The sequence below is a fragment of the Dactylosporangium sp. CA-139066 genome (assembly GCF_050936175.1).
Taxonomy (GTDB): Bacteria; Actinomycetota; Actinomycetes; order Mycobacteriales; family Micromonosporaceae; genus Dactylosporangium.
Genome location: NZ_JBNJNH010000001.1, coordinates 5,614,781 through 5,636,505, shown reverse-complemented (window position 1 = coordinate 5,636,505; position 21,725 = coordinate 5,614,781). Strand labels below are relative to the sequence as shown.

The window sequence follows — 21,725 nt, the reverse complement described above, 5'->3', positions numbered from 1 at the left end:
CTGCGAGTCATGTGGTCTTGAGGCAGGGTACCGGGTGCGTCCCAGCTGGGGCCGCTAGCGTATTGTCATGGCAGATCTGGTGTACCCGCCGGTCATCGCGTTCGCGAGGACCCTGTTCGCGCTGCTCGACATGAAGATCAGGATCGAGGGCGAGGAGCACGTGCCGGCCGACGGGGGCGCGGTGATCGCCTGCAATCATGTGTCGTACCTCGACTTCATCTTCTGCGGGCTCGGTGCACGCCGCTCGAAGCGCCTGGTGCGTTTCATGGCCAAGGACTCGATTTTCCGTAACCGCATCGGCGGCCCGCTCATGCGTGGCATGCACCACATTCCCGTCGACCGCGACGCCGGCATGGCCTCGTACAAGGCGGCGCTCACCGCGCTGAAGGCCGGCGAGGTTGTCGGCGTGTTTCCCGAGGCCACGATCAGCCAGTCGTTCATGATCAAGGACATGAAGAGCGGCGCCGCGCGGCTTGCTGCCGCAACCGGTACGCCGCTGATACCCATGGTGCTGTGGGGGACCCAGCGGTTCTGGACGAAGGGACACCCGCGCGATCTCACGCAGCGTGGTGTCGCAGTCACGATTTCTATTGGGGAGCCGCTGCACCCCGAGCGGCGCGACAGCCAGGACGCGGTCACCGCCGAGCTGCGCGCCCGTATGACGACCATGCTCGACCGGGCCCAGCGGGACTACCCGCAGCAACCGAAGGGTACGGACGACGCATGGTGGCTGCCGGCCCACCTGGGCGGTAGCGCACCGTCACCCGCTGTGTACGAACCGGAGGCCAAGTGAGCCCAGCCGAACCGACCGAGCTGCTCGCGCTGCTGCGCGAGCTCGAACCCGTAGTCGAGGAGAACCTCAACCGACACCTGGCCACGGCCAAGGAGTGGTTCCCGCACGAGTACGTGCCGTGGAGCGAGGGCCGCGACTTCGACGGCATCCTCGGCGGGGAGGCTTGGGAGCCGGGGCAGTCGCGGCTGTCCGAGGTCGCCCGGGTCTCCCTCGTCGTCAACCTGCTGACCGAGGACAACCTGCCCAGCTACCACCACGAGATCGCCACGGTGTTCGGCCGTGATGGAGCGTGGGGGACGTGGGTGCACCGGTGGACGGCCGAGGAGGGCCGGCACGGGATCGCAATCCGTGACTACCTGCTCGCTACCCGTGCCGTCGATCCGGTCGCGCTGGAGCGGGCCCGGATGGCGCACATGGAGGGCGGCTTCCAGAACTCCTACGACGGGCTCGTGGAGTCCGTCGCCTACGTGTCGTTCCAGGAGCTCGCGACCCGCGTGTCGCACCGCAACACCGGCACGATGTCCGGCGACCCCGTCTGTGAGCAGCTCCTCACGCGCGTGGCCGCCGACGAGAACCTCCACATGATCTTCTACCGCAACCTGCTCGGCGCCGCGTTCGACCTCGCGCCGAACGCGGCGATGCGGGCCGTGGCCAAGGTCGCGACCACGTTCCAGATGCCCGGGCACTCCATCGAGGGCTTCGGCCGCAAGTCCGTGCAGATCGCCAAGGCCGGCATCTACGACCTGCGGCTGCACCACGACGACGTGCTCGTCCCGGTGCTGCGGCAGGTGCGGGCGTTCGAGCGCTCATTTTCCGGCGACGGCGAGGCGGCGCGCGACGAGCTGGCGACGTTCATGGCGGACCTCGACGCCCAGGCGTCACGCTTCGTCGAGCGCCGCGAGGCGCAGCGTGCTCGCGCCGCCGTCTGATTTCGCATCGGTACCGCGGGAAGCCCACCGTCACGCACCGGTCTCGCGGCGGCCTCGTACCGTCGCTTCGGTATCGCAGAACGTGCTTGCAGGCACCCGGCAGCCCCTCGCTGCCGGGTGCCCGGCTGTTCGCCGCCTCGCGTCGGGCTGTTCGCCGCCTCGCGTCGGGCTGTTCGCCGCCTCGCGTCGGGCTGTTCGCCGCCTCGCGTCGGGCTGTTCGCCGCCTCGCGTCGGGCTGTTCGCCGCCTCGCGTCGGGCTGTTCGCCGCCTCGCGTCGGGCTGTTCGCCGCCTCGCGTCGGGCTGTTCGCCGCCTCGCGTCGGGCTGTTCGCCGCCTCGCGTCGGGCTGTTCGCCGCCTCGCGTCCGGCAGCTCGAGCGTGCCCCGATGCCGGGCACGTGTTGTTCGGTGATGCCGGCGGCCGTCCATCTGTCGCTGATGGACGGCCGGGCGCCGGGCGCCGGAGCCGCCGCGGCACGGGTAGTTCGGTCGTAGCGGGCGCGTGGAGCGGCTCGGGTGTTCGCACGTTGACGCGTTAACGCCTGCTGGACCGCCGGACTGTCGTCGTGGTCTGCTCGCACTCTGTTACAAATCGTGGCCCTCGTCGGTTGTGAATAGTCGACGCCAAAATCGTTGCGTTCGGTGTTCGATTGGCTGCGATGAGTATCGACCCGGGATGCGCGCGTTGCGGTCCGTGAGAGCGCGGTCGGTTGTGCCCGGGCCTGCCGTCGACCACGCGTTCGACGTCGGGAGTTCGGTTTCCGTTCAGGGCGCCGGTTGCCTTCCGTGAGCGTTGCAGTAGGCTGCGACGACCGTTCCGTGCCCGTCACTGCCCGTCTGACCGTTTTCGGCGTGTCCGGCGGGCGTTGCTGGGCTGCGGAATTTCACTCCCCGTATCGGAAGGCAGCATCGCCAATGGCCAGACGCGTGATCCATGAGCTGATCGACGACCTCGACGGCGGGCTCGCCGACGAGAGCCTCAGCTTCGGCCTCGACGGCGTGCAGTACACCATCGATCTGTCCACGAAGAACGCCGCCGACCTGCGCGACGTCCTGGCGCCGTACGTCGCGGCCGCGACCAAGATCGGCCGGACGGCCGTGCCCGTGCCGCCGGCGCGGGGCGGCGTCCGTGGCCGCCCGGTCCTGTCCGCCCGCGCCGAGCGGGAGCAGAACCGGGCGATCCGCGAATGGGCGCAGGGACAGGGTCTCGAGGTGTCCGACCGTGGCCGGATCCGATCCGACATCGTCGAGCGGTTCCACGCCGAATCGGGAAGCTGAACAGAGGGCGCCCGAGCCGCGGGCGCCCTCTTCGCTCTGGATCAACCCGTGATCGTTGTGTTTACGTAACCCGGCGGCGTTCGTCCCCTGGACTGGCGCTTCCAGTTCCATGCTCGCTGCGGCTCCGGTCCCTCTCGCTTGCTCTCCGCGGCGTAACGTCGCGCACCAGTCACTGGCAGAGTCGGTGCCGCCGAAGCATCTGCGCGGGATCGACGGAGCCGGTCCGTGATGGCGTCGACGCGCACCGCTTCCGCGTGACCGCTGCGGGGCGCAGCCTTCGTCGGCCCTGCCAGAAGCGCCTTCATCCGCGATGGCGTCGACGCGCACCGCTTCCGCGTGACCGCTGTGGGGCGCAGCCTTCGTCGGCCCTGTCAGACGCGCCTTCATCCGCCGCTGCAACGCGGTGCCGAGCGACGTCGTGTGCGGGTGGGCGACGACCCCGCGACCATGGCAGAGCGCCGCGGGGCCGTCACGCTCGGGTGATCAGGTCGTGCCGCTGCCTGAAATCGCCCGGGCTCGCTGCATCCGTGACCGGACCATCGCGGAGAGCGACGCGATGCTCAGCAGCGCGGCGGCGGCACCGGCGACCGTGCCGACGGCCGGCGCCGCGACGAGCGCCGGCAGGGTCCGCACCGCGACCGCGCTGCCCAGCGCCCGCGTCGACGCGCTCCAAGCAAGGACGGTCGTCACGGTCCCGGGCCGGGCCTCCTGCGCCAGGCGCGCGTCCATGCCGCCCTCGAACGCCGTCATGCTCAGGCCCGACAGGAACTGCGCCACGAACAGCCCGGTCACGTGCGCCGGGGCGACCAGCCAGCCGATCACCATGCCGACGCCCCACAGTGGCCAGGTGACCGCGGCGGGTAGCCGCAGCCGGCCGACGCGGTCGACCGCCCATGACGACAGCAGGCAGCCGGCGCTGAACGCCGCCGCCGCGCCGGCGACCGCGTGCTGGCCATGCAGCTCGGTGGCGAGCGCGACCGACAGCAGCGTCGGGCCGGCGGACAGCAGCATGACGCCGCCGCCGGCCGCGAGGACGGGCAGTGGAAGGTGCACCCCGGCGGCGGCGCGGGTCGCCGCCTCCGCCCGGCGCCGTTCGACGCGCGTCGGCCGGGAGCCGGACGGTGCGCGGTCGGTTGCCAGGTGCGACGCGCCGCCGGGCCGCCCGTCCACGGCATCGATGGGCCAGTCGGCGGTGCCGGGCCGCCGGTCCATGGCAGCGATGAACCCATTGGCGGTGCCGGGCCGTCCGTCGGCGGCACCGAACCGAGCATCGTCGGCGCCGACCGCCGTGTCGTTGGCAGACGTCGATGGTGCCCGCCGGCGGTCGATCGGCAGCGCGCGCGGCGCGTTGCGGGGCGACGAGAACACCCGCGCCCGGCGAGCGGTGAGGATCGTGGGGGCGAGGCTCAGGCCGTACACGGCGAAGACCACGGCCAGCGCCGCATGATGCAGCGGCAGCAGCGCCGCGACGCCGGCGCCGGCCGCCTCGACCGCGGCGATCGACAGTGCGTAACGGGTCATGGCCCGTGGGCGAGCATCGACGGCGGCGACCTCGGCCCGCATCGCGGCGAACCCTGCGTAGGCGGCGACGTGCATCAGCGTCACGCCGGCCGCGACCAGGCGGCCGTCGACGCCCGACAACAGCGCCGCGAGGGTTGCCACCCGCAGCACCGCCTCCGTGGCGGCGGCGAGCAGCAGCAGGGTGCGGCCGTGCAGGTGGCGGGCCAGCCAGCCGGTGACCGGCGCGGACAGCACGACGCCGAGCAGCATCGCGGCGTTGAACAGCGCTGCCATGGACAGGCCGCCGTGTGCGGTGGCGACCAGGTTGAACAGGGTCCAGCCCAGCGACAGGCCGAACGAGTCGACCAGGCCGGACACCAGCAGCTCGCGCAGGCGGCCGGCGCGCCGCCGGCCGCCCGTCACAGCGGTGCGGTGACGCGACCGGTGCGGCGCGGCCGCATCGGTCGCGGCCATCAGGCGGCGTCCCCCAGCCGGGCGTACGGCACCGCCGCCGACTGCACCGAAACCTCCCCGACCGGCGCGCGGGAGACCGAAAGCTCCGCCGGAAGCCGCTCGGCCGACGAGTGGGCAACCGAGGGCCCGACGGAAACGTGCGCGGACTGCGTGTGAGCAGCCGCAGGCTTGGGCGGCACGTCCCCGATGTGCGCATGCCCAGCCGCGGGCCTGGCGGACGTGTCCGTAACCCGCGCATGCCCAGCCGCCGCGCGAGTGACGTGTCCGTGGCCGGCATGCGCGTGCGAAGCCATGCCGGTGACGGCGTGGGGGAGCGGACCCGGCGTCGCAGCGGGCGCGGCCGGCGTACCCACCGGGCCACCGACGAACACCGGCTCCGGCGGTGCGAAGCCGTTGAAGTGCGAAGCGTAGCTGAGCGTGTACGCACCGGCGGAGCCGATGTAGAGGCGGTCGCCGACGTCGATCGTCGACGGAAGGTTCACGCCGTAGAACATGGTGTCGGAGCTGTCGCACGACGGGCCGGTGACGGTGAACGGCAGGTGCGGCACCAGGGCGTGGTCGGGGCGGGACGTCCACAGCGGGAACCGCCACTGCTGGACGCTCTGCTGGGTCTCCATCATGCCGTTGTAGGCGCCGACGTCGACGTACAGCCAGTTCTCGCCGGCCCGGACCTCGCGGCCCAGGATCGAGGTGACCATCACGGCACTCTCCGCGACCAGGTGGCGGCCGGGCTCCGCGGCCAGCAGCCGGGGACGGTACGGCAGCAGCTCCTCCAGCGCCGGGTTGATCGTGTCCGCGATCTGGGCCAGCGAGGGGACCCGCTCGACGTACCGGGACGGGAAGCCGCCGCCGAGGTCCAGCATCTCCAGGCGCACGCCGTCCTCGGCGAGCTGGGCCATGAGCCGGCCCGCGGCGGCGATGGCCTGGCGCCACGCGCTCGTCGTGCCGCACTGGGAGCCGACGTGGAAGGTCACGCCGTACGGGTGCAGGCCGAGCTCGCGGGCGAGCAGCAGCAGCGCGCGGGCCTCGTGCGCCTCCGCGCCGAACTTGCGCGACAGCGGGAACAGGCTCGTGGAGTCATCGACCCGCAACCGGATGTACACGGCGGCGCCCGGCGCGTGCTGCGCCAGTTTGCGCAGCTCCCCCTCCGAATCGAAGCCGAACCGCCACAGTCCGGCGCGGCGGGCCTCGGCGATCGCGGCCGGCGGCTTGATCGGGTTGCTGTACAGCACCTCCGACGGGTCCACGCCGATTTCCTGCAGCATGCGCAGCTCACCGATCGAGGCGACCTCGAAGCTCGAGCCCAGCGCCGCCAGGGTGCCGAGCACGTCCTCCGCGGAGTTGCACTTCATCGCGTAGAACGTCGACACGCCCGGGATCGCCGCAGTGAAGGCGGCGTAACGGTCGGCGACCGTCGACAGGTCCACCGCGAGGAACGGCGTCGGCGCGTCGAGCCCGGCGAGCGCGCGGGGGCCGAGCGCGGACGGCCAGTGCCCGGGCAGGTCGAGGCGGGCCTGGTCGGCGATGGCAGCCGTCATCGAGCGAGCTCCTAACTGCGGCGGGTGCTGGCGGGACCGAACATCGGCCGGGTTCCAGGCTGGACACGCTGGGGAGCCAACCGGCTACGGAGACGGTTGCCGAACGGTCACGCGAGCCGCCTCACAGTCCCGCGGGCGGTCACGGCAGGCGAGATCGTGGGCACGAAGAGCGGGTGCAGCGGTGGCGCGCGAAGGCAGGACCGCCCCCGAACCGCCCGGCGGGCCGGCGACCAGGCGAGCGACGCGGCAACGTCGATGACCGGCACCAGCCACCCGGCACGGACGAACACCCGCACCAACCGTCGCGGCGCGATCACCACACCAGGGCAGGCGCGTCACACCGGCAGAGCGGCGCGATCGCGCAGCAGCTCCCCGGCCTCCGCCGCCGGCAACGGCCGCGAGAAGTAGTACCCCTGCGCCAGATCGCACCCCATCCGCCGCAGCGCCCGGAACTGCGCGTACTGCTCAATCCCCTCCGCCACCGTGGCCATCCCGAGACTCTGCCCGAGCTGCACGATCGTCCGGGCCAGGGCCGAGTCCGGCGCCGCGCCGCTCAGCCGCTCGACGAACGAGCGGTCGATCTTCAGCGTGTCGACGGGGAAGCGGCGCAGGTAGGCCAGCGAGGAGTACCCGGTGCCGAAATCGTCGATCGCGAGCTTCACGCCGATGTCCTTGAGGCTCAGCAGTACGGCCAGGTTCTCCTCCGTGTCCGTCATCAGCACGCTCTCGGTCATCTCCAGGCACAGCCGCTCCGCGGGCAGGCCGGTGCCGGCCAGGACCGATCCGACGATCTCCGGCAGGTCCGGCTGGTCGAACTGGCGGCCGGAGACGTTGACGGCCATCGTCATGGCGCGCTGCGGGTCGTCCATGCCCCACGCGACCGCCTGGCGGCAGGCCTCGGCGAGGACCCACCGGCCCAGCGGGCGGATGAGGCCGGTGGACTCGGCGAGCGGGATGAAGTCGGCCGGGCTGATCATGCCGCGGACCGGGTGCCGCCAGCGTACGAGCGCCTCGAACCCGACGATGTTGCCCGAGCGCAGCTCGATCGTCGGCTGGTAGTGCAGCTCGAGCTCGTCGGCGTTCTCCAGGGCCCGGCGCAGGTCCGCGGCCAGCTGGAGGCGCTCGACGAGGCCGGAGTGCATCTGCGGGTCGTAGCGGGCGAACCGGCCCGAGCCGGCGGACTTCGCGCGGTACATCGCCAGGTCCGCATTGCGCATCAGCTGGTCGGCGTCGCGGGCGTCGGGGCCGGTCAGGGCGATGCCGATGCTGCCCTGGACGTGCATCTCCTGGTTCTCGATGTGGAACTGCTCGTCGAGCGCGGCGACGATGCGGGTGGCCAGCTCGTCGGCGTCGCCGGGCCCGGCGACGCTGTCGATGAGCACGGCGAACTCGTCGCCGCCGAAGCGGGCCACGGTGTCGCCGTCGCGCACGGCCTCGGTGAGGCGGGTCGCGACCTGGATGAGCAGATGGTCGCCGGCGGCGTGGCCGAGGCTGTCGTTGACCTCCTTGAACCCGTCGAGGTCCAGGAACAGGATCGCGACCTCGTCGCGGCGGCGCAGCGCCACCTCGAGGCGGTCCTTGAACAGCGCCCGGTTGGCCAGCTTCGTCAGCCCGTCGTGGAACGCCTCGTGCACGAGCTGGTCCTCGAGCTCCTTGCGCTCGCTGATGTCGCGCGAGTTGAGCACGATGCCGCGCACGCTCTCGTCGTGCAGCAGGTTGGTGAGCGTGACCTCGGCCACGCAGCGGTGCCCGTCGGCGTGCAGCATCGGCACCTCGACGACGCGGCTGCCGTACGCGGTGGCCGAGATCGCCTCGATCGCCGCCACCAGCACCTGCGCGGCCTCGGGCATCATGAGGTCGGTGAGCGGGATCCCGTGGAAGCGCGCCGGTTCGTAGCCGAAGACCCGCTGCAGGGACTCGCTCTGGTACGTCACGACGCCCCCCTCGTCGATCACCGTCACGACGTCGGAGCTGTGCTGGACCAGCGCCTGGAAGCGCTGCTCGCTGGCGCGCAGCTCGGCGGTGCGCGCCTCGACCCGGGCCTCCAGGTCCCGGGTCAGCGACCGGTTCTCCAGCAGCGTGAGCAGCTGCCGCCCGACGATGAGCAGGATGATGGACGACCGGCTCCAGGACACGAGCGGGTCGTGGGCGCCGTGGCGCAGCACCTCGGCCGTGCTCGTGGCGAGGGCCCCGAGCACGGCGATGTACGGCAGCATGACCCCGAGCGGCCGCGTGAGCGCGTGCGCGTCCTCGCCCGCGCGGGTCCGCTCCGGCCGCCGCGCGGCGAGCAGCAGCAGCATGAACCCGGTGAACCAGCCGAGGTCCAGCACGTTGCCGGAGCCGTAGCTGTCCAGCAGGGTGAGGTACGCGTACCCCGAGTCCGACACCGTGAACGCGACCAGCCCGGCCCCGACCAGCGGCAGCGACATGGGCCGCCGCCCGCCGCGGCGCAGCCGGGCGACCAGGAACAGCATGATGGTGAGCACGACCACGTCGCCGCCGGGGTACCACAGCGTGATCAGCAGCCCGAGCGCGCTGTCGGCACCCTGGCGCACCAGCGGCCCGAGGATCAGCACCCACGTGATGAGCAGTAGCGACGCCGCGATCATGAGCCCGTCGAGGATGCTGCGCACCTGCTGGGCGATGCTCTGCCGGCTGACCGTGAGCAGCAGCAGCCCGGCCGCCGTGAACGGCATCATCCAGAAGTAGCCGGCGTCGGCCAGCGACGGGAACGGTACCTCCCGGTTCAGCACTGTTTCGTACCAGATGCAGAACCCCTGCCCGATGCCCCACGACAGCGACCCGAGCCCGGTCAGCGCCCACGCCCACCGCACCCGCGCGCGCTCCCGCACCGCCTTGGCCAGGCCCGCCCAGGCCGCCGCGGCGGCGCCGAGGCACAGCGCGACGTTCGACACGTTCTGCGTCACCAGCGCGCCGCCGGGCGCGGTGACGAAGACGACGAACAGGGCGGCCGTCACCAGCGTGACGCCGCCGCAGAGCACGGCATAGCCGCGCGTGGGCGCGGCGGCCCTGAGCAGCCTGCGCGGCCAGCTCGCCATCGTGCCCCCCGATCCGTCTCCGAGCGTCGCGTGACGCCCTGATCGGGCGGGGGACCCCGGAACTGAGCGGCGCGGCCACCAGGCAACCGTGCCGCACCCGTCCGCTGCCTGAAAGAACAGGATTCGAGCTACCGCGACGCCCGCCGTGGGCGCGGTCCGTGACTCCCGGGCCTGCGGCGTCCGCCGCCAGTCACGGAAAAAAACCGAGCGGTCCGTGCCTCCCCGGCCCGTGGCGTCCGCCGTCAGTCACGGAGAACGCCCAGCGGTGCGTAAGCCCCGGGTCTGCAGCGTCCGCCGCCGGTCACGGAGCAGGCCTGGCGGAACGTGACTCCCCGGCCTGCGGCATCCGGGGCCAGTCGGCGAGGAACCCAATCGCCCGGATTTAGGAGGCGGCGGGGTATAAATCCGACAAGTCGTGGCGCGCCAGCGCCCGACTTGTCCGGAGAACAGCCGTCAGCGGGCGACGGGGTCCAGCGGGTCGGCGAAGAGCGGCTCGAAGGCGAGCTCCGCCGCGCCGAGCAGCGCCGCGTCCTGGCCCAGCTGCGGCGTGCGCAGGCGGACGTGCTCGCGGCACGCCGGCAGGCCGTTGCGGTTGAGGCGGCTGCGCACCTGCGCCGCCGAGGCCAGGTACACCTCGCGCAGCGTGCCGCCGAAGATGACCATCTCCGGGTTGAAGATGTTCACCAGGTTGGCCACGCCGAAGCCGAGCCAGTCGCCGACCTGGCGCATCGCGGCCTGCGCCGTGTTGTCGCCGCGGGAGGCGGCGTCGACCACCGCCAGGATGCCGTCGCGGCCCGCGGTCGGGTTGCGCCCGGCCGCGGAGAGCAGCGCGTGCTCGCCGATCTCCGTCTCCCAGCAGCCCCGGGAGCCGCAGCTGCACGCCTTGCCGTTCGGGTTCACCACCATGTGGCCGACCTCGCCGCCGTAGCCGCCGTGGCCCGTGACCGGGCGGCCCGCGGCGATGATGCCGCCGCCGACGCCCGCGTCGCCGTAGAGGTACACCAGGTTGTCGCAGCCGGCGGCGGCGCCGCGGGTGTGCTCGGCCAGCGCCGCCAGGTCGGCGTTGTTGCGCACCGCGACCGCGCCGCCGTCGCCGATGAGGTCGCGCAGCGCCTCGCCCAGGGGCTGGTCGGCCCAGCCGAGCTGGGGGCCGAGGCGGACGAACCCGTCGTCGCGGCGCGCCATGGCCGAAACCGCCGCGCCGCTGCCGATGAGGCGGGCGCCGGCGGCGGCGGTCAGCTGCATCTTGCGCACGAAGTCGGCGATGGGGGCGACGACGGTGGCGGCGTCGTGCTCGCCGCGCGGGCGGGCGGCCTCGAAGCGGTCCAGCAGCACCCCGCCGAGGCCGACCCGGGCGGCGACGATGCGGTCGACCTCGACCGCGAACGCGTAGACGTACACCTTCTCGGACTCCGGGCGGACCACGAGCGACGGGCGGCCGGCCCGGCCCCGCTGCTCGCGCGGCGCGCCCTCGCTCACGAGGCCGGCCGCGGCGAGGTCGGCCGTCAGCGCGCCGATCGTGCTGCGGTTGAGTCCCAGGCTCGTCGTGAGGTCGGCGCGGGACATGGCGCCGTGGAGGTGCACGGAACGCAGGAGCGCTCCGAGGTTGCTCCGGCGGATCTCCTCCTGGCTTGGGCCAACGCGCATGCTCGGCTTTCTTGTGGGGTGCTGACGTGAGACTAGTCGTTGCGCGTCATCGCAGTCCCGCCGCGGCCGCCCGGCGGCGCGTGAGCGCGTCGATGCCGGCGGCCAGCAGCAGCACGACGCCGGTGACGACGTACTTCGTGCCGGGGCTGTAGTCCATCAGGCCCATGCCGTTCTCGATGACGGCCACCACCGCGCCGCCGAGGACCGCGTTGAGCACCCGGCCCTTGCCGCCGAAGAGGCTGGTGCCGCCGATGACGGCGGCGCCGACGGCGTACAGCAGGACGTTGCTGCCGCCGGTGTTGGGGTTGACCGAGGCGTCCCGGGACGCGGCCACGATGCCGCCGACGGCCGCCATCGTCGAGCAGATCACGAACACCGAGATGCGGATGGCGTCCACGTGGATGCCGGCGCGGCGGGCCGCCTCGCGGTTGCCGCCGACGGCGTAGACGTGCCGGCCGAACGCGGTGCGGTTGAGCACGAACGTGCACAGGGCGAGCAGGACGCCGACGATGAGCACGATCATCGGCACGCCGCGCTGGGAGGTCATGTCGCTCTTGGACCGCTCGAGGTTGAGCGCCCAGACGGCGCCGCCGAGCAGCACGGCGACGGTGCCGACCCGCAGCGCGATGACGGCGAGGGGCTCGGCGGACAGGCCGTGGCGGACCCGGCTGTAGCGCTTCCACAGGTGCAGCGCGAGCATGCCGGCGACGGTGACGCCGTAGAGCACCCAGCCCTGCTCGGGCGTGAACCGGCCGTCAAAGTTGATCTTCTTGATCGTCGGGTCGTCGACCGCGACGATCGTGCCGCCCTTCATGAGCAGCAGCACCGCGCCCTGGAAGGCCAGGAACGCGGCCAGGGTCACCACGAACGACGGTATGCCGAGCTTGGCCACGAGCAGGCCGATGAGCAGCCCGATCGCGGCGCCGGTGAGGATGGCCCCGAGCACGGCGACGTACCACGGCAGGCCGAAGTTCGTCAGCAGCACCGCCAGGACCGACGCGCAGACCCCGGAGGCGAACCCGGCGGACAGGTCGATCTCGCCCAGCAGGAGCACGAAGACGAGCCCCATCGCGATGACGGTGACGGCCGCGCCCTGGTTGAGCAGGTTCGCGAGGTTGCCGGCGGTGACGAACCGGGGCCGGGCCACGGAGAACGCGATCGTCAGGGTCAGCAGCCCGAGGACGGCCGGCAGGGCACCCATGTCGCCGCCGCGGACGCGGGCGAGGTAGTCGCGGGCGTACGCCCCGAAGCCCCCCTGCGGCCGCCGGCCGGACTGCTCCTGGGAGGACAGCAGCGAGACGCTCATGCCGTCACCTCCGCTTCGCTGCGGCGCCGGCCCGAGCCGAGACTGTGTGCATTGTTCGCGGCCCCTCCGCTGCGCTCCGGACCGCTCATGCGGCCGCTCCGTTCTGGCGCAGCCCGAGATCGCCGCTGCGGCCGGTGGTGATGAGCTCGACGACCTGGGAGTGGGTCACGTCCGTGGCCCGCACCTCGGCCGCCATCTGCCCCAGGTACAGCGCGGCGATGCGGTCGGCGACCGCGAACACGTCGTTCATGTTGTGGGAGATGAGCACGACCGCCAGCCCGTTGTCGGCCAGGCGGCGCACCAGCTCGAGCACCTGGGCCGTCTGCGCGACGCCGAGCGCGGCGTTGGGCTCGTCGAGGATGACGATGCGGTTGTTCCACAGCACCGCCTTGGCGATCGCCACCGTCTGCCGCTGGCCGCCGGACAGGCTCGAGACCGGCTGGCGGACCGACGCCACCGTGCGCACCGACAGGCTGGCCAGGGTCTCGGCGGCCCGCTGCTCCATGGTGATGTCGTCCAGGACCAGGCCGCGGCGGATCTCCCGGCCCAGGAACATGTTCTGCACGATGTCGAGGTTGTCGCACAGCGCCAGGTCCTGGTACACGATCTCCACGCCGAGCGCGGCGGCGTCGCGCGGCCCGTGCACGGAGACCGGCCGGCCGTCGAAGAAGTAGTCGCCGGAGTCGATCGTGTAGATCCCGCCGACGCATTTGACCAGCGTGGACTTGCCGGCGCCGTTGTCGCCGACGAGGGCGGTGACCTGTCCGGCGTACACCGAGAAGTCCACGTCACGCAGCACCTGGACCGGGCCGAAGCTCTTGCTGAGCCCGCGGATCTCCAGCAGGGGTGTGTCGGTCACGATGCTCCTTCTGCCGGCCCGCGGGCGGCGGGCGCGGCGTCGCCCCGGCGCGGGTGCGCCCGGCACCGCTGCCGCCGCGCGCCCTGCCGGGCTGACAGATCCCCGGGTGAGATCCGGTACCTTACTTGATACCTGCTGCTAGGCATTTCGCGGCGAACTCGCCGGTGCACACGTCCTGCTGCGCGACGTACCCGTCGTCGATGACGTCTTTGACGTTGTCCCTGGTGATCGCCTTGGGCCCGAGCAGGATCGAGTCGATGTAGCGCTTGCCGAGCGGGTCGTAGACCTTGTTGTCGGTGACGCCCGTCTCATGCTTGGCCAGGTTGATGGCGAGCTTCGCCGCGGCCGCCGCCTCGCGCCGCACGTCCTTGTACACCGTCATGCACTGGTCGCCGTTGAGGATGTTCTGCAGCCCCTGCGCGGTGGCGTCCTGGCCGGTGACCGGGATCCGCCCGTTGAGGCCCTGCTTCTTGAGCACGTTGATGGCGGCGTTGGCCAGGCCGTCGTTGGCGGCGATGACCCCGCCGATGTTGGGCTGGGCGGTCAGCATCTGCTCGAACGTGGTCCCGGCGCGGGTGTTGTCCCACTCCTCGATCCACTGGTCGGGTCCCTTGACGTACTCCCCGGACTCGAACCGCGGCTTGAGCACCCCGTCGTAGCCGTCCTTGAACAGCGTCGAGTTGTTGTCCGTCTGCGAGCCGTTGAGCTCCGCGATGACCGGCTTGGTGATCTTCGCGTCGGCGAGGCAGCGGACCAGGCCCTGGCCCTGCAGGGTGCCGACCTGCATGTTGTCGAACGACACGTAGTACCGCGCCGACCCGCCCAGCGTCAGCCGGTCGTAGTCGATGGTGGCGACGCCGGCGTTGCGCGCCTTGTCGAGGACCGCCTTGCCGGTGCCGGAGTCCAGGTTGACGATCATGAGGACGTCGACGCCCTGGGTGATCATCTGCTCGGCGAGGGTCGTGAACGCGCTCTTGTCGTTCTGCGCGTTCTGGATCTCGTAGTCGACGCCGGCCGCCTTGAACGCCGCGGACAGGTACTTGCGGTCGGCGGTCTCCCAGCGCGCCGAGGACTTGCTGTCGGGCAGGATGACCCCGATGCGCGGCCGGTCGCCGGTGCCGGTCACGTGCTCGGTGCACGCGGCGAGGCCGCCGGCGGCCACAAAGCTCGCCGCCAGCAGGGACAGGATCCCTCTGCGCATTGGCACCGATCCTTTCGATCCGGGCGGGGGGTTTGTGTCGGGGAACGTATTGCGCAGCGTCCGTGCGCACAAGCCCGCCGCCGACGCACGAACGGTAGCGGCCCGTAACGATTCCGCAAAGCGCGGTCAGGACCGGTGCGGCCAGGCGCCCGGCGCCGTTGGCGATGCGCGATCCGGCGGCCCGGCCGAGGGCGGCGCGGCACGGCGGCGGGTCGCCGCCCGGCGGGCTGACGCAGCCCTGGTACAGGAGGGCGCCGCGCGGCCGCTCACCCGTCCCCGGCCGGCGCGTGCGCGGTCAGCGCCGCCGTCGTCGCGCCCGGGGTCGCCGGCTCGGCGAGGAGCGGCTGGGTGGTCGTGGCGGCACGATGCCCAGTATCCACCGCATGATCGCCAGATCCGGCACAAATCCGGCAAAAATGGCCGCGCGATGCCGGGCGTCTCCTGGCTGCCCGGCAGGCCCGGACGACCTGGTGCAGGTGTCCTATATGGACTTCGACCGGTCGTGCCCGGGCGCCGTGCCGCCGCCGGCCGGGGCGTCCTATCTGGACAGACAGGCGGGGCTGCCCGGGGATGATGCTGATGGGTGACCCGGTCGTGAAGGCCTTCGCCACCGAGGGCTTCACATGGGCCGGCCCGCGGCTCACCGACACGGATTACCGCGGCACTCCGGGAAAATCGCATAGTTCTCGGTTGCTGTACCGCCGAATGGAGGAACCCGGACCCCGGCATCGACCCCATACTGTGCCAATGCCACGTGTGGTTCTGTTCCGGGTGTTCATCGCGGGGCTGCTGGTGCTCATCGTCGGCGGCATCGCGACGACCGCGTACGCGCTGCGCAACGCCGACGGCAAGCCGCAGCCGCCCGCCGGGGCGAAGTCCACCGCGGCCGTCGCCGGCCCGCCGTCGTCCCCGGCCGCGGCGCCGCCGTTCGCCGGCTGGTCCGACCCGGCGCTGGTCGGCAAGCCGTACGGCACCAAGGTCGAGGGCCTGCTGACGTTCCGTGGCAACCCGACCCGCACGTACTACGGCCAGGGCCCGGTGCCGCGCACGACCCCGGTGCACAAGTGGCAGTTCCCGGCCGACGGCGGCCTGTGCTCGATGTCGACGGACAAGGGCAAGACGTCGGAGTGGTGCGGCAACGGCTGGACCGGCCAGCCCGCCGTCTTCGAGCGCGGGGGCCGCACCTGGGTCGTGTTCGGCGCGTACGACCGCAGCCTGCACTTCCTCGACGCGCCGACCGGGCAGCGCATCATGCCCGACTTCAAGACCGGCGACATCATCAAGGGCAGCGTCACGGTCGACCCCGACGGGTTCCCGCTGCTGTACTCCGGCTCCCGCGACAACTACTTCCGGGTCATCGCCCTGGACCGCGGCAACCCGACGGAGCTGTGGAAGCTCTCGGCCGACGCGGTGAAGCCGACGATGTGGAACGACGACTGGGACGGCTCGGCCCTCGTCATCGACGACTACCTGCTCGAGGGCGGGGAGAACAGCCAGTTCCACATCGTGAAGCTCAACCGCGGCTACGGCCCGGACGGCAAGGTGACGGTCAACCCGCAGCTGGTGTTCCACACGCCCAGCTGGGACGACCAGCTGCTCAAGGACTTCGGCAGCACCGCCATGTCGATCGAGAACTCGGTCGCCGTCTACAAGGACACGGTGTACTTCGCCAACTCCGCCGGCCTGGTCCAGGGCTGGGATCTGTCGGGCCTCAAGCAGGGCCGGGCGCCGACGCGGACGCTGCGGTTCTGGACCGGCGACGACACCGACGCGTCGATCGTCGTGGACCAGGAGGGCTTCCTGTACGTCGGGTCGGAGTTCGAGACCGGCAACGCCCGCTCGCGGGCGGTCGGCCAGATGCTGAAACTGGACCCGACGAAGCCGGACAACCCGGTCGTGTGGTCGGTGAAGGACCAGGGTTCGAAGCCCGCCGGGATCTGGGGTACGCCGGCGCTGTACAAGGACATCGCGGTCTACGACACGACGGGCGGCGACGTGCTCGGCATCGACCGCGCGACCGGCGAGGTCCGGTGGCGCTTCCACCTGCCCGGCGGCGAGACGTGGCAGTCCCCGGTGGTCGTCGACGACACGCTGTTCGTCGGCGACTGCGCCGGCACGATGCACGCGTACGACGTGGCGAACACCCACGCGGACCCTCGGCTGCTGTGGGAGGTCAAGATCGGCGGCTGCATCGAGTCGACCCCCGCGGTCTGGAGGGGCGGCCTGTACTTCGGCACGCGGGCCGGCGCCATCCACGCCCTCACGGTCTCCTAACCTAGCTTCCTAGGACGCCAGAGGCGCGGTGGCCGTCGTCAAGGCAGCTCACGCTCCCACGGCCCGGCAGCTGCAAGCGACCGGCCTTTGGTAGCGCGGGAGTCAGGCACGGCTCGCCTAGGGCGTTGTGCTCACCGCACTGGCCGAGGGCGTTGGTTGTCCGACCGGCGACGCGGCCGGCCACGACCAGGCGGGCGTGTCGCGGCATATGCGTTCGGCGACCCGGCGCTTGGCAGCCGAGCGCGAGCAGGACGGATCGCCAGCAGGCGAATTCGGCGGGCCAACACGGCTCGAGGCGGGGCCGGGCCCGGCACCCTCCATCGGCCGCGCGGCCCCCGAGCCCCGAGGCGGGCCGAGTCGCTGTCCGGCGGCGGCCGGCTCGTGCTCGAAGGTCCTGTCCTAGCATCCTAGGACGCCATAGAGGACGTGGCTTCGCCACGTCTGCAAAGAGCATTCAAGCCGCTGCGCGGCAGATTTTCGTTTTCCGGCCCGCGCTCGACGGCTACGTCGAGGTGGGAGCGGGGGATGGCTGGGCCTGGCAGGCGACGACGGCGTCGAGGTACCAGCCGGCGGTCCGGTCGGTGCGGAAGGTCAGCACGGCGACGGTCCGGGCCTGGCGGTCGAAGCCGATGTCGACGCGGTCGCCGGAGTCGAAGAGGCGGCGCTGCCCGGCGGTGAGGCCGGGCGCGCGGGCGTCGGCCCAGGCGGCGGCGAGCTGGTCCGGGGTGCGGGTCTCGCGGGTGGTGGGAGCGGCCGTGGCCTGGGCGCCGGCGATGCGGGTGCCGCCGTTGCAGTGCAGGTGGGCGGCGGGGTCGAAGCGGGCGGCGTCGCGGTCGCCGGCCCAGTTGACGTACAGGATGAGCGCCGCGGCGGCGATGGAGAGGCCGAGCAGGCGGATGATGGTGCGGCGCACCTACTCAGCGTGCTCTTTCCGCCACCAGTCGGCGCCGGTTTTGGGCAAGGTGTCGATGGGGTCGTAGTAGGGGTAGGTGCGGTCGAGCTGGGTGTCGTCGTCTTCGATGCTGGTGCGGTAGTTCTTGGTCCAGTAGCTGATGCCGCGTTCGCGGTCGTATTCGGTGACCATGTGGACCCAGCGTTTGCCGACGTAGGGGACGTCGCAGACGATGCGGGGGGTGGCGTAGCCGGGCAGGTAGCCCATGATGTCGTGCTGGAGTTGCTGGGCCTGCCAGACGGGGACGCGCCAGTGTTCGGCGTTGGGGATCATGTCGCACATGTAGAAGTAGTAGGGGAGGATGCCGGCCTCGCCCTGGAGTGCGAAGCAGAGGTCGAGGAGGGCTTCTGCGGTGGCGTTGACGCCGCGCATGAGGACGCCCTGGTTGCGTACGTCGCGGACGCCGACTTCGAGGGCGGTGTGGGCGGCCTTGGCGACGAGGGGGGTGAGGGATTGGGCGTGGTTGACGTGGGTGTGGATGGCGAGGTTGACGCCGCGGCGGGCGGCGGTGCGGGCGACGCGTTCGAGGCCTTCGACGACGGTGGGCTGCAGCCAGTGCTGGGGGAGGCCCATGAGGGCTTTGGTGGCGAGGCGGATGTCGCGGATGGTGTCGATGGCGAGCAGCTGCATGAGGAATGACTCGAGCTGGTGCCAGGGGAGGTTGGCGACGTCGCCGCCGGAGACGACGACGTCGCGGACGCCGGGGTGGGCGCGCAGGTAGGTGAGCATGGCTTCGTGGCGGTCGGCGGGTTTGCTGACGAGCTTGAGTTTGGTGACGGTGGGGGTGTTGTTGCCGACGAGGTCCATGCGGGTGCAGTGGCCGCAGTACTGGGGGCAGGTGGAGAGGAGCTCGGCGAGGACTTTGGTGGGGTAGCGGTGGGTGAGGCCTTCGGCGACCCACATGTCGTGTTCGTGGAGTGAGTCGCGGGTGGCGTAGGGGTGGGAGGGCCATTCGGTGAGGCGGTCGCCGGCGACGGGGAGCATGTAGCGGCGGATGGGGTCGGCGCGCAGGGTGTCGTCGGTGGGGGCGGCGCCGGGGACCATGGTGTTGATCATCTGTGGGGGGATGAGCATCGACATGGTGGCGTGGTGGGCCTGGTCGGCGGCGAGGTCGTCGTAGAAGGTGTCGGTGACGAGGTCGCCGAGGACGGCGCGGAGCTGGGCGATGTTCTTGACGCAGTGGGCGCGTTGCCATTGGGCGGATTCCCATTGGTCGCGGGTGACGTCGGCCCAGCCGGGGAAGCGTCGCCAGTCGGGTTCGGTGAGCGCGTGGCGCTCGTAGACGTATGGCTGCACGATGCGCTCCCTGAGTTTTTCCGTCTTATCGGCAGCGTAGCGGGAAATCTTCCGTTGTGCGATCCCTGAGGCGGAAGGTTTACTGTCTGTCGCCTGGTTGGGCGGGATTCGGCGGCCGGTGGGCGGACGGGCGGCGCAAGATCGCGCACATAGCGTGGCGGGGCACCCTGCCCGCACCCGTTGCGCAACCGAGGTCCGATGAAACGACGCTGGTCCGTCCGCGCCAAGATCACCGCGATGATGGCCGTTCCGCTGGTCATGCTCGTGGCGTTGTGGCTGTTCGCGGTGAGTATCACGCTGCCGTCCGCGCTCGACCTGCGCGGCGCGTCGACGATCGCCGACCGGGTCGGTGAGCCGGCCGAGGCGATGGTGACGGCGCTGCAGTCCGAGCGGCAGCTCACCGGCGCCTTTCTGGCCTCGGGGCGTACGAGCGGGCAGGGGGTGATGCTGGAGGCGCGGAAGAAGACCGACGAGGCGGTCGCGGCGTTCCAGCGGCTGTCGTCGAGCGGGCCGGCGAGGTCGGCGTCGTCGGATGAGCTGCTGCTGGCGCTGGACCAGGCGAACCGGGCCCTGGCCGGGGTGGCGGCGATCCGGTCGGCGGCCGATGCCGGCGGTGAGCCCGACGTTGCCCGTAACGGGTTCAACCAGATTGTGAACGTCACGTACGGGGTGTTCCAGGCGGCGTCGACGCACCGGGATGCGGCGGTGGAGCAGGAGGCCCGCGGGGTGTTCGTGCTGTCGCTGGCGCGTGAGCTGCTGGCGGAGGAGGACACGCTGGTCGGTGACTTCACCACGGAGGGCGACTACACGGTCGAGGACTATGCGCAGATCGCGACGCTGGTCGGGCAGTCGCGGCTGATCCTGGGCGCAGGAGCTGGCGGAGCGGCGGTTGCCGTCGGTGGTGGCGAAGCTGCGCCGGGGTGCGGCGGTGGACGTGGCGGCGGAGGCGCCGCCGTTGCGGCTGGGCGCGGACGAGATCGGGCAGGTGGCGGAGGCGTTCAACTCGGTGCAGCGCACGGCGGTCGCGTCGGCGGTCGAGGAGGCGTCGGTGCGGCAGGGGATGAACGAGGTGTTCCTGAACATTGCGCGGCGCAGCCAGACGCTGCTGCACCGGCAGCTGTCGCTGCTGGACGGCATGGAGCGGCGTACGAGTGAGCCGGACGACCTGGCGGACCTGTTCCGGGTCGATCATCTGGCGACGCGGATGCGCCGTCACGCGGAGGATCTGGTGATTCTTGCGGGTGCGACGCCGGGGCGGGGGTGGCGTAACCCGGTGCCGGTGATCGACGTGGTGCGGGGTGCGGTGTCGGAGGTTGAGGACTATGCGCGGGTGCAGGTGCTGCCGGTCGGTGAGGGTGCGGTGGTGGGCCGGGCGGTCGGTGACGTGATCCATCTGCTGGCCGAGCTCCTGGAGAACGCGACGGCGTATTCGCCGCCGCACACCCGGGTGCAGGTGACGGGGCAGTCGGTGCCGAACGGGTTCGTGGTGGAGGTTGAGGATCGCGGGCTGGGGATGGCGGCGGAGGCGATCGAGGCGGCGAATCGGCGGCTGGCGCAGCCGCCGGAGTTCGACCCGGCCAGCAGTGCGCAGCTGGGGCTGTTCGTGGTGGCGCAGCTGGCGGCGCGGCACCGGGTGCGGGTGATGCTGCGGCCGTCGCCGTATGGGGGTGTGACGGCGGTGGTGTTGCTGCCGATGGAGCTGGTGGTGGCGCAGTCGGCGGCGTTGCCGGTGGGGGCGGGGCAGGGCCTGCGTGGCACGCATGAGGTGGCGGTGGTGGCGAAGGAGCCGGCGGCGCGGCCGGCGTTGTCGGTGGTGCCGGAGCCCGGGCCGCCGCCGCAGCCTGAGCCGGTGGCGCGGGCGGTGCCGCGGCCGGGGCGGGAGCCGGCGGAGGTGGCGGATCCGGCGACGCAGGGTGGGTTGCCGAAGCGGGTGCGGCAGCAGAGCCTGGCGCCGCAGCTGCAGACGGATCAGACGGTGGTGATCGACCCAGAGGAGGTGGATCTGCCGGCGGCGACGCGGTCGCCGGAGCAGTTGCGGCGGATGATGTCGTCGTTCCAGGCGGGTACGGCGCGGGGCCGGCACGCGTCGCGGTCCGGTGAGGGTGCGGGTAGCGACACGGACGGGGTTTCGCGATGACGTCGGCGCAGGGGAACAACAGTGGCCTGAACTGGCTGCTCGACGACCTGGTGGATCGGGTGCCGTCGGTGCAGCGGTCGGTGGTGTTGTCGGTGGACGGGCTGATGATGGGCGCGTCGAAGGGGTTGTCGCAGGAGGATGCGGAGCATCTGTCGGCGGTCGCGGCCGGGTTTCAGAGCCTGGCGCGGGGTGCGGGGCGGCATTTCGGGGGCGGGCCGGTGCGGCAGACGATCATCGAGATGGAGTCGGCGTTTCTGTTCGTGACGGCGGCGGGCCGGGGTGCGTGCCTGGCGGTCCTGGCGGATGCGGATGCGGACATCGGGTTGATCGCCTATGAGATGGCGATGTTGGTGCAGCGGGTCGGGCAGAACCTGTCGACGTCGGCGCGTGGGCAGTGACGGATCCGCCGGGCCGGCATGCCGCGTCGCCGCACTGGGACGGGTTTGAGCCGGGCAGCTTCGAGTATGTGCCGGCGGGGTACGAG

At 71.7% G+C, this 21,725-nt stretch carries 16 protein-coding genes; 7 read left to right on the top strand and 9 right to left on the bottom strand.

Annotated features, from left to right (window positions below; translation table 11 throughout):
* The first annotated feature begins 67 nt into the window (after positions 1-67).
* From ACQEVU_RS25785 to ACQEVU_RS25775, 3 genes are all read left to right on the top strand, one after another.
* Positions 68-793: a lysophospholipid acyltransferase family protein gene (locus ACQEVU_RS25785; RefSeq protein WP_433327768.1), complete on the top strand. Its 726-nt coding sequence runs from the start codon at positions 68-70 to the stop codon at positions 791-793.
* Positions 790-1,722 (top strand): acyl-ACP desaturase, encoded by a 933-nt coding sequence (locus ACQEVU_RS25780; protein WP_433327766.1) that lies wholly within the window; start codon positions 790-792, stop codon positions 1,720-1,722. The genes ACQEVU_RS25785 and ACQEVU_RS25780 overlap by 4 nt, the downstream gene beginning before the upstream one ends.
* Positions 1,723-2,635: 913 nt before the next feature.
* A complete protein-coding gene (locus ACQEVU_RS25775) occupies positions 2,636-2,998 on the top strand; it encodes a histone-like nucleoid-structuring protein Lsr2 (protein ID WP_433327764.1) in 363 nt (120 codons plus the stop codon).
* A gap of 483 nt (positions 2,999-3,481) precedes the next feature.
* Here ACQEVU_RS25775 and ACQEVU_RS25770 read toward each other — a convergent pair whose 3' ends face one another.
* The 7 genes from ACQEVU_RS25770 to ACQEVU_RS25740 form a co-directional block, all read right to left on the bottom strand.
* On the bottom strand, positions 3,482-4,972 hold the full coding sequence (locus ACQEVU_RS25770; protein WP_433327762.1) for a hypothetical protein: 1,491 nt from the start codon (positions 4,970-4,972) through the stop codon (positions 3,482-3,484).
* Positions 4,972-6,510: a type III PLP-dependent enzyme gene (locus ACQEVU_RS25765; protein WP_433327760.1), complete on the bottom strand. Its 1,539-nt coding sequence runs from the start codon at positions 6,508-6,510 to the stop codon at positions 4,972-4,974. The genes ACQEVU_RS25770 and ACQEVU_RS25765 overlap by 1 nt, the downstream gene beginning before the upstream one ends.
* A 335-nt stretch (positions 6,511-6,845) precedes the next feature.
* The gene (locus ACQEVU_RS25760; RefSeq protein ID WP_433327758.1) at positions 6,846-9,569 is read right to left on the bottom strand and encodes a putative bifunctional diguanylate cyclase/phosphodiesterase; all 2,724 of its coding nucleotides are present in this window, start codon (positions 9,567-9,569) and stop codon (positions 6,846-6,848) included.
* Between the two features lie 453 nt (positions 9,570-10,022).
* On the bottom strand, positions 10,023-11,216 hold the full coding sequence (locus tag ACQEVU_RS25755; RefSeq protein WP_433327756.1) for an ROK family protein: 1,194 nt from the start codon (positions 11,214-11,216) through the stop codon (positions 10,023-10,025).
* Positions 11,217-11,262: 46 nt separating this feature from the next.
* Positions 11,263-12,417: a sugar ABC transporter permease gene (locus ACQEVU_RS25750; protein ID WP_433335078.1), complete on the bottom strand. Its 1,155-nt coding sequence runs from the start codon at positions 12,415-12,417 to the stop codon at positions 11,263-11,265.
* Between the two features lie 190 nt (positions 12,418-12,607).
* Entirely contained in the window at positions 12,608-13,381 is a 774-nt protein-coding gene (locus tag ACQEVU_RS25745) for an ATP-binding cassette domain-containing protein (protein WP_433327754.1), read from the bottom strand.
* Positions 13,382-13,502: 121 nt separating this feature from the next.
* Positions 13,503-14,582, bottom strand: a complete 1,080-nt coding sequence (locus ACQEVU_RS25740; RefSeq protein WP_433327752.1) for a sugar ABC transporter substrate-binding protein — start codon at positions 14,580-14,582, stop codon at positions 13,503-13,505.
* A 747-nt stretch (positions 14,583-15,329) separates the two neighbouring features.
* Here ACQEVU_RS25740 and ACQEVU_RS25735 point away from each other — a divergent pair.
* Positions 15,330-16,856 carry a PQQ-binding-like beta-propeller repeat protein gene (locus ACQEVU_RS25735; protein WP_433327750.1) on the top strand — a complete coding sequence of 509 codons (1,527 nt, stop codon included), beginning with the start codon at positions 15,330-15,332 and terminating at the stop codon, positions 16,854-16,856.
* Between the two features lie 502 nt (positions 16,857-17,358).
* On the opposite strand, the gene ACQEVU_RS25730 is transcribed toward ACQEVU_RS25735, so the two are convergent.
* Both ACQEVU_RS25730 and ACQEVU_RS25725 read right to left on the bottom strand, forming a co-directional pair.
* The gene (locus ACQEVU_RS25730; RefSeq protein ID WP_433327748.1) at positions 17,359-17,769 is read right to left on the bottom strand and encodes a hypothetical protein; all 411 of its coding nucleotides are present in this window, start codon (positions 17,767-17,769) and stop codon (positions 17,359-17,361) included.
* Positions 17,770-19,104 carry a KamA family radical SAM protein gene (locus tag ACQEVU_RS25725; RefSeq protein WP_433327746.1) on the bottom strand — a complete coding sequence of 445 codons (1,335 nt, stop codon included), beginning with the start codon at positions 19,102-19,104 and terminating at the stop codon, positions 17,770-17,772.
* Positions 19,105-19,302: 198 nt separating this feature from the next.
* On the opposite strand from ACQEVU_RS25725, the gene ACQEVU_RS25720 reads away from it, so the two are divergent.
* The 3 genes from ACQEVU_RS25720 to ACQEVU_RS25710 are packed head-to-tail and all read left to right on the top strand — an operon-like array spanning position 19,303 to position 21,639.
* Entirely contained in the window at positions 19,303-20,259 is a 957-nt protein-coding gene (locus tag ACQEVU_RS25720; protein ID WP_433327744.1) for a nitrate- and nitrite sensing domain-containing protein, read from the top strand.
* Entirely contained in the window at positions 20,165-21,241 is a 1,077-nt protein-coding gene (locus ACQEVU_RS25715; RefSeq protein WP_433335076.1) for a sensor histidine kinase, read from the top strand. Before ACQEVU_RS25720 ends, ACQEVU_RS25715 begins: the two co-directional genes overlap by 95 nt.
* Positions 21,238-21,639 carry a roadblock/LC7 domain-containing protein gene (locus ACQEVU_RS25710; RefSeq protein ID WP_433327742.1) on the top strand — a complete coding sequence of 134 codons (402 nt, stop codon included), beginning with the start codon at positions 21,238-21,240 and terminating at the stop codon, positions 21,637-21,639. Before ACQEVU_RS25715 ends, ACQEVU_RS25710 begins: the two co-directional genes overlap by 4 nt.
* Positions 21,640-21,725: the final 86 nt, after the last annotated feature.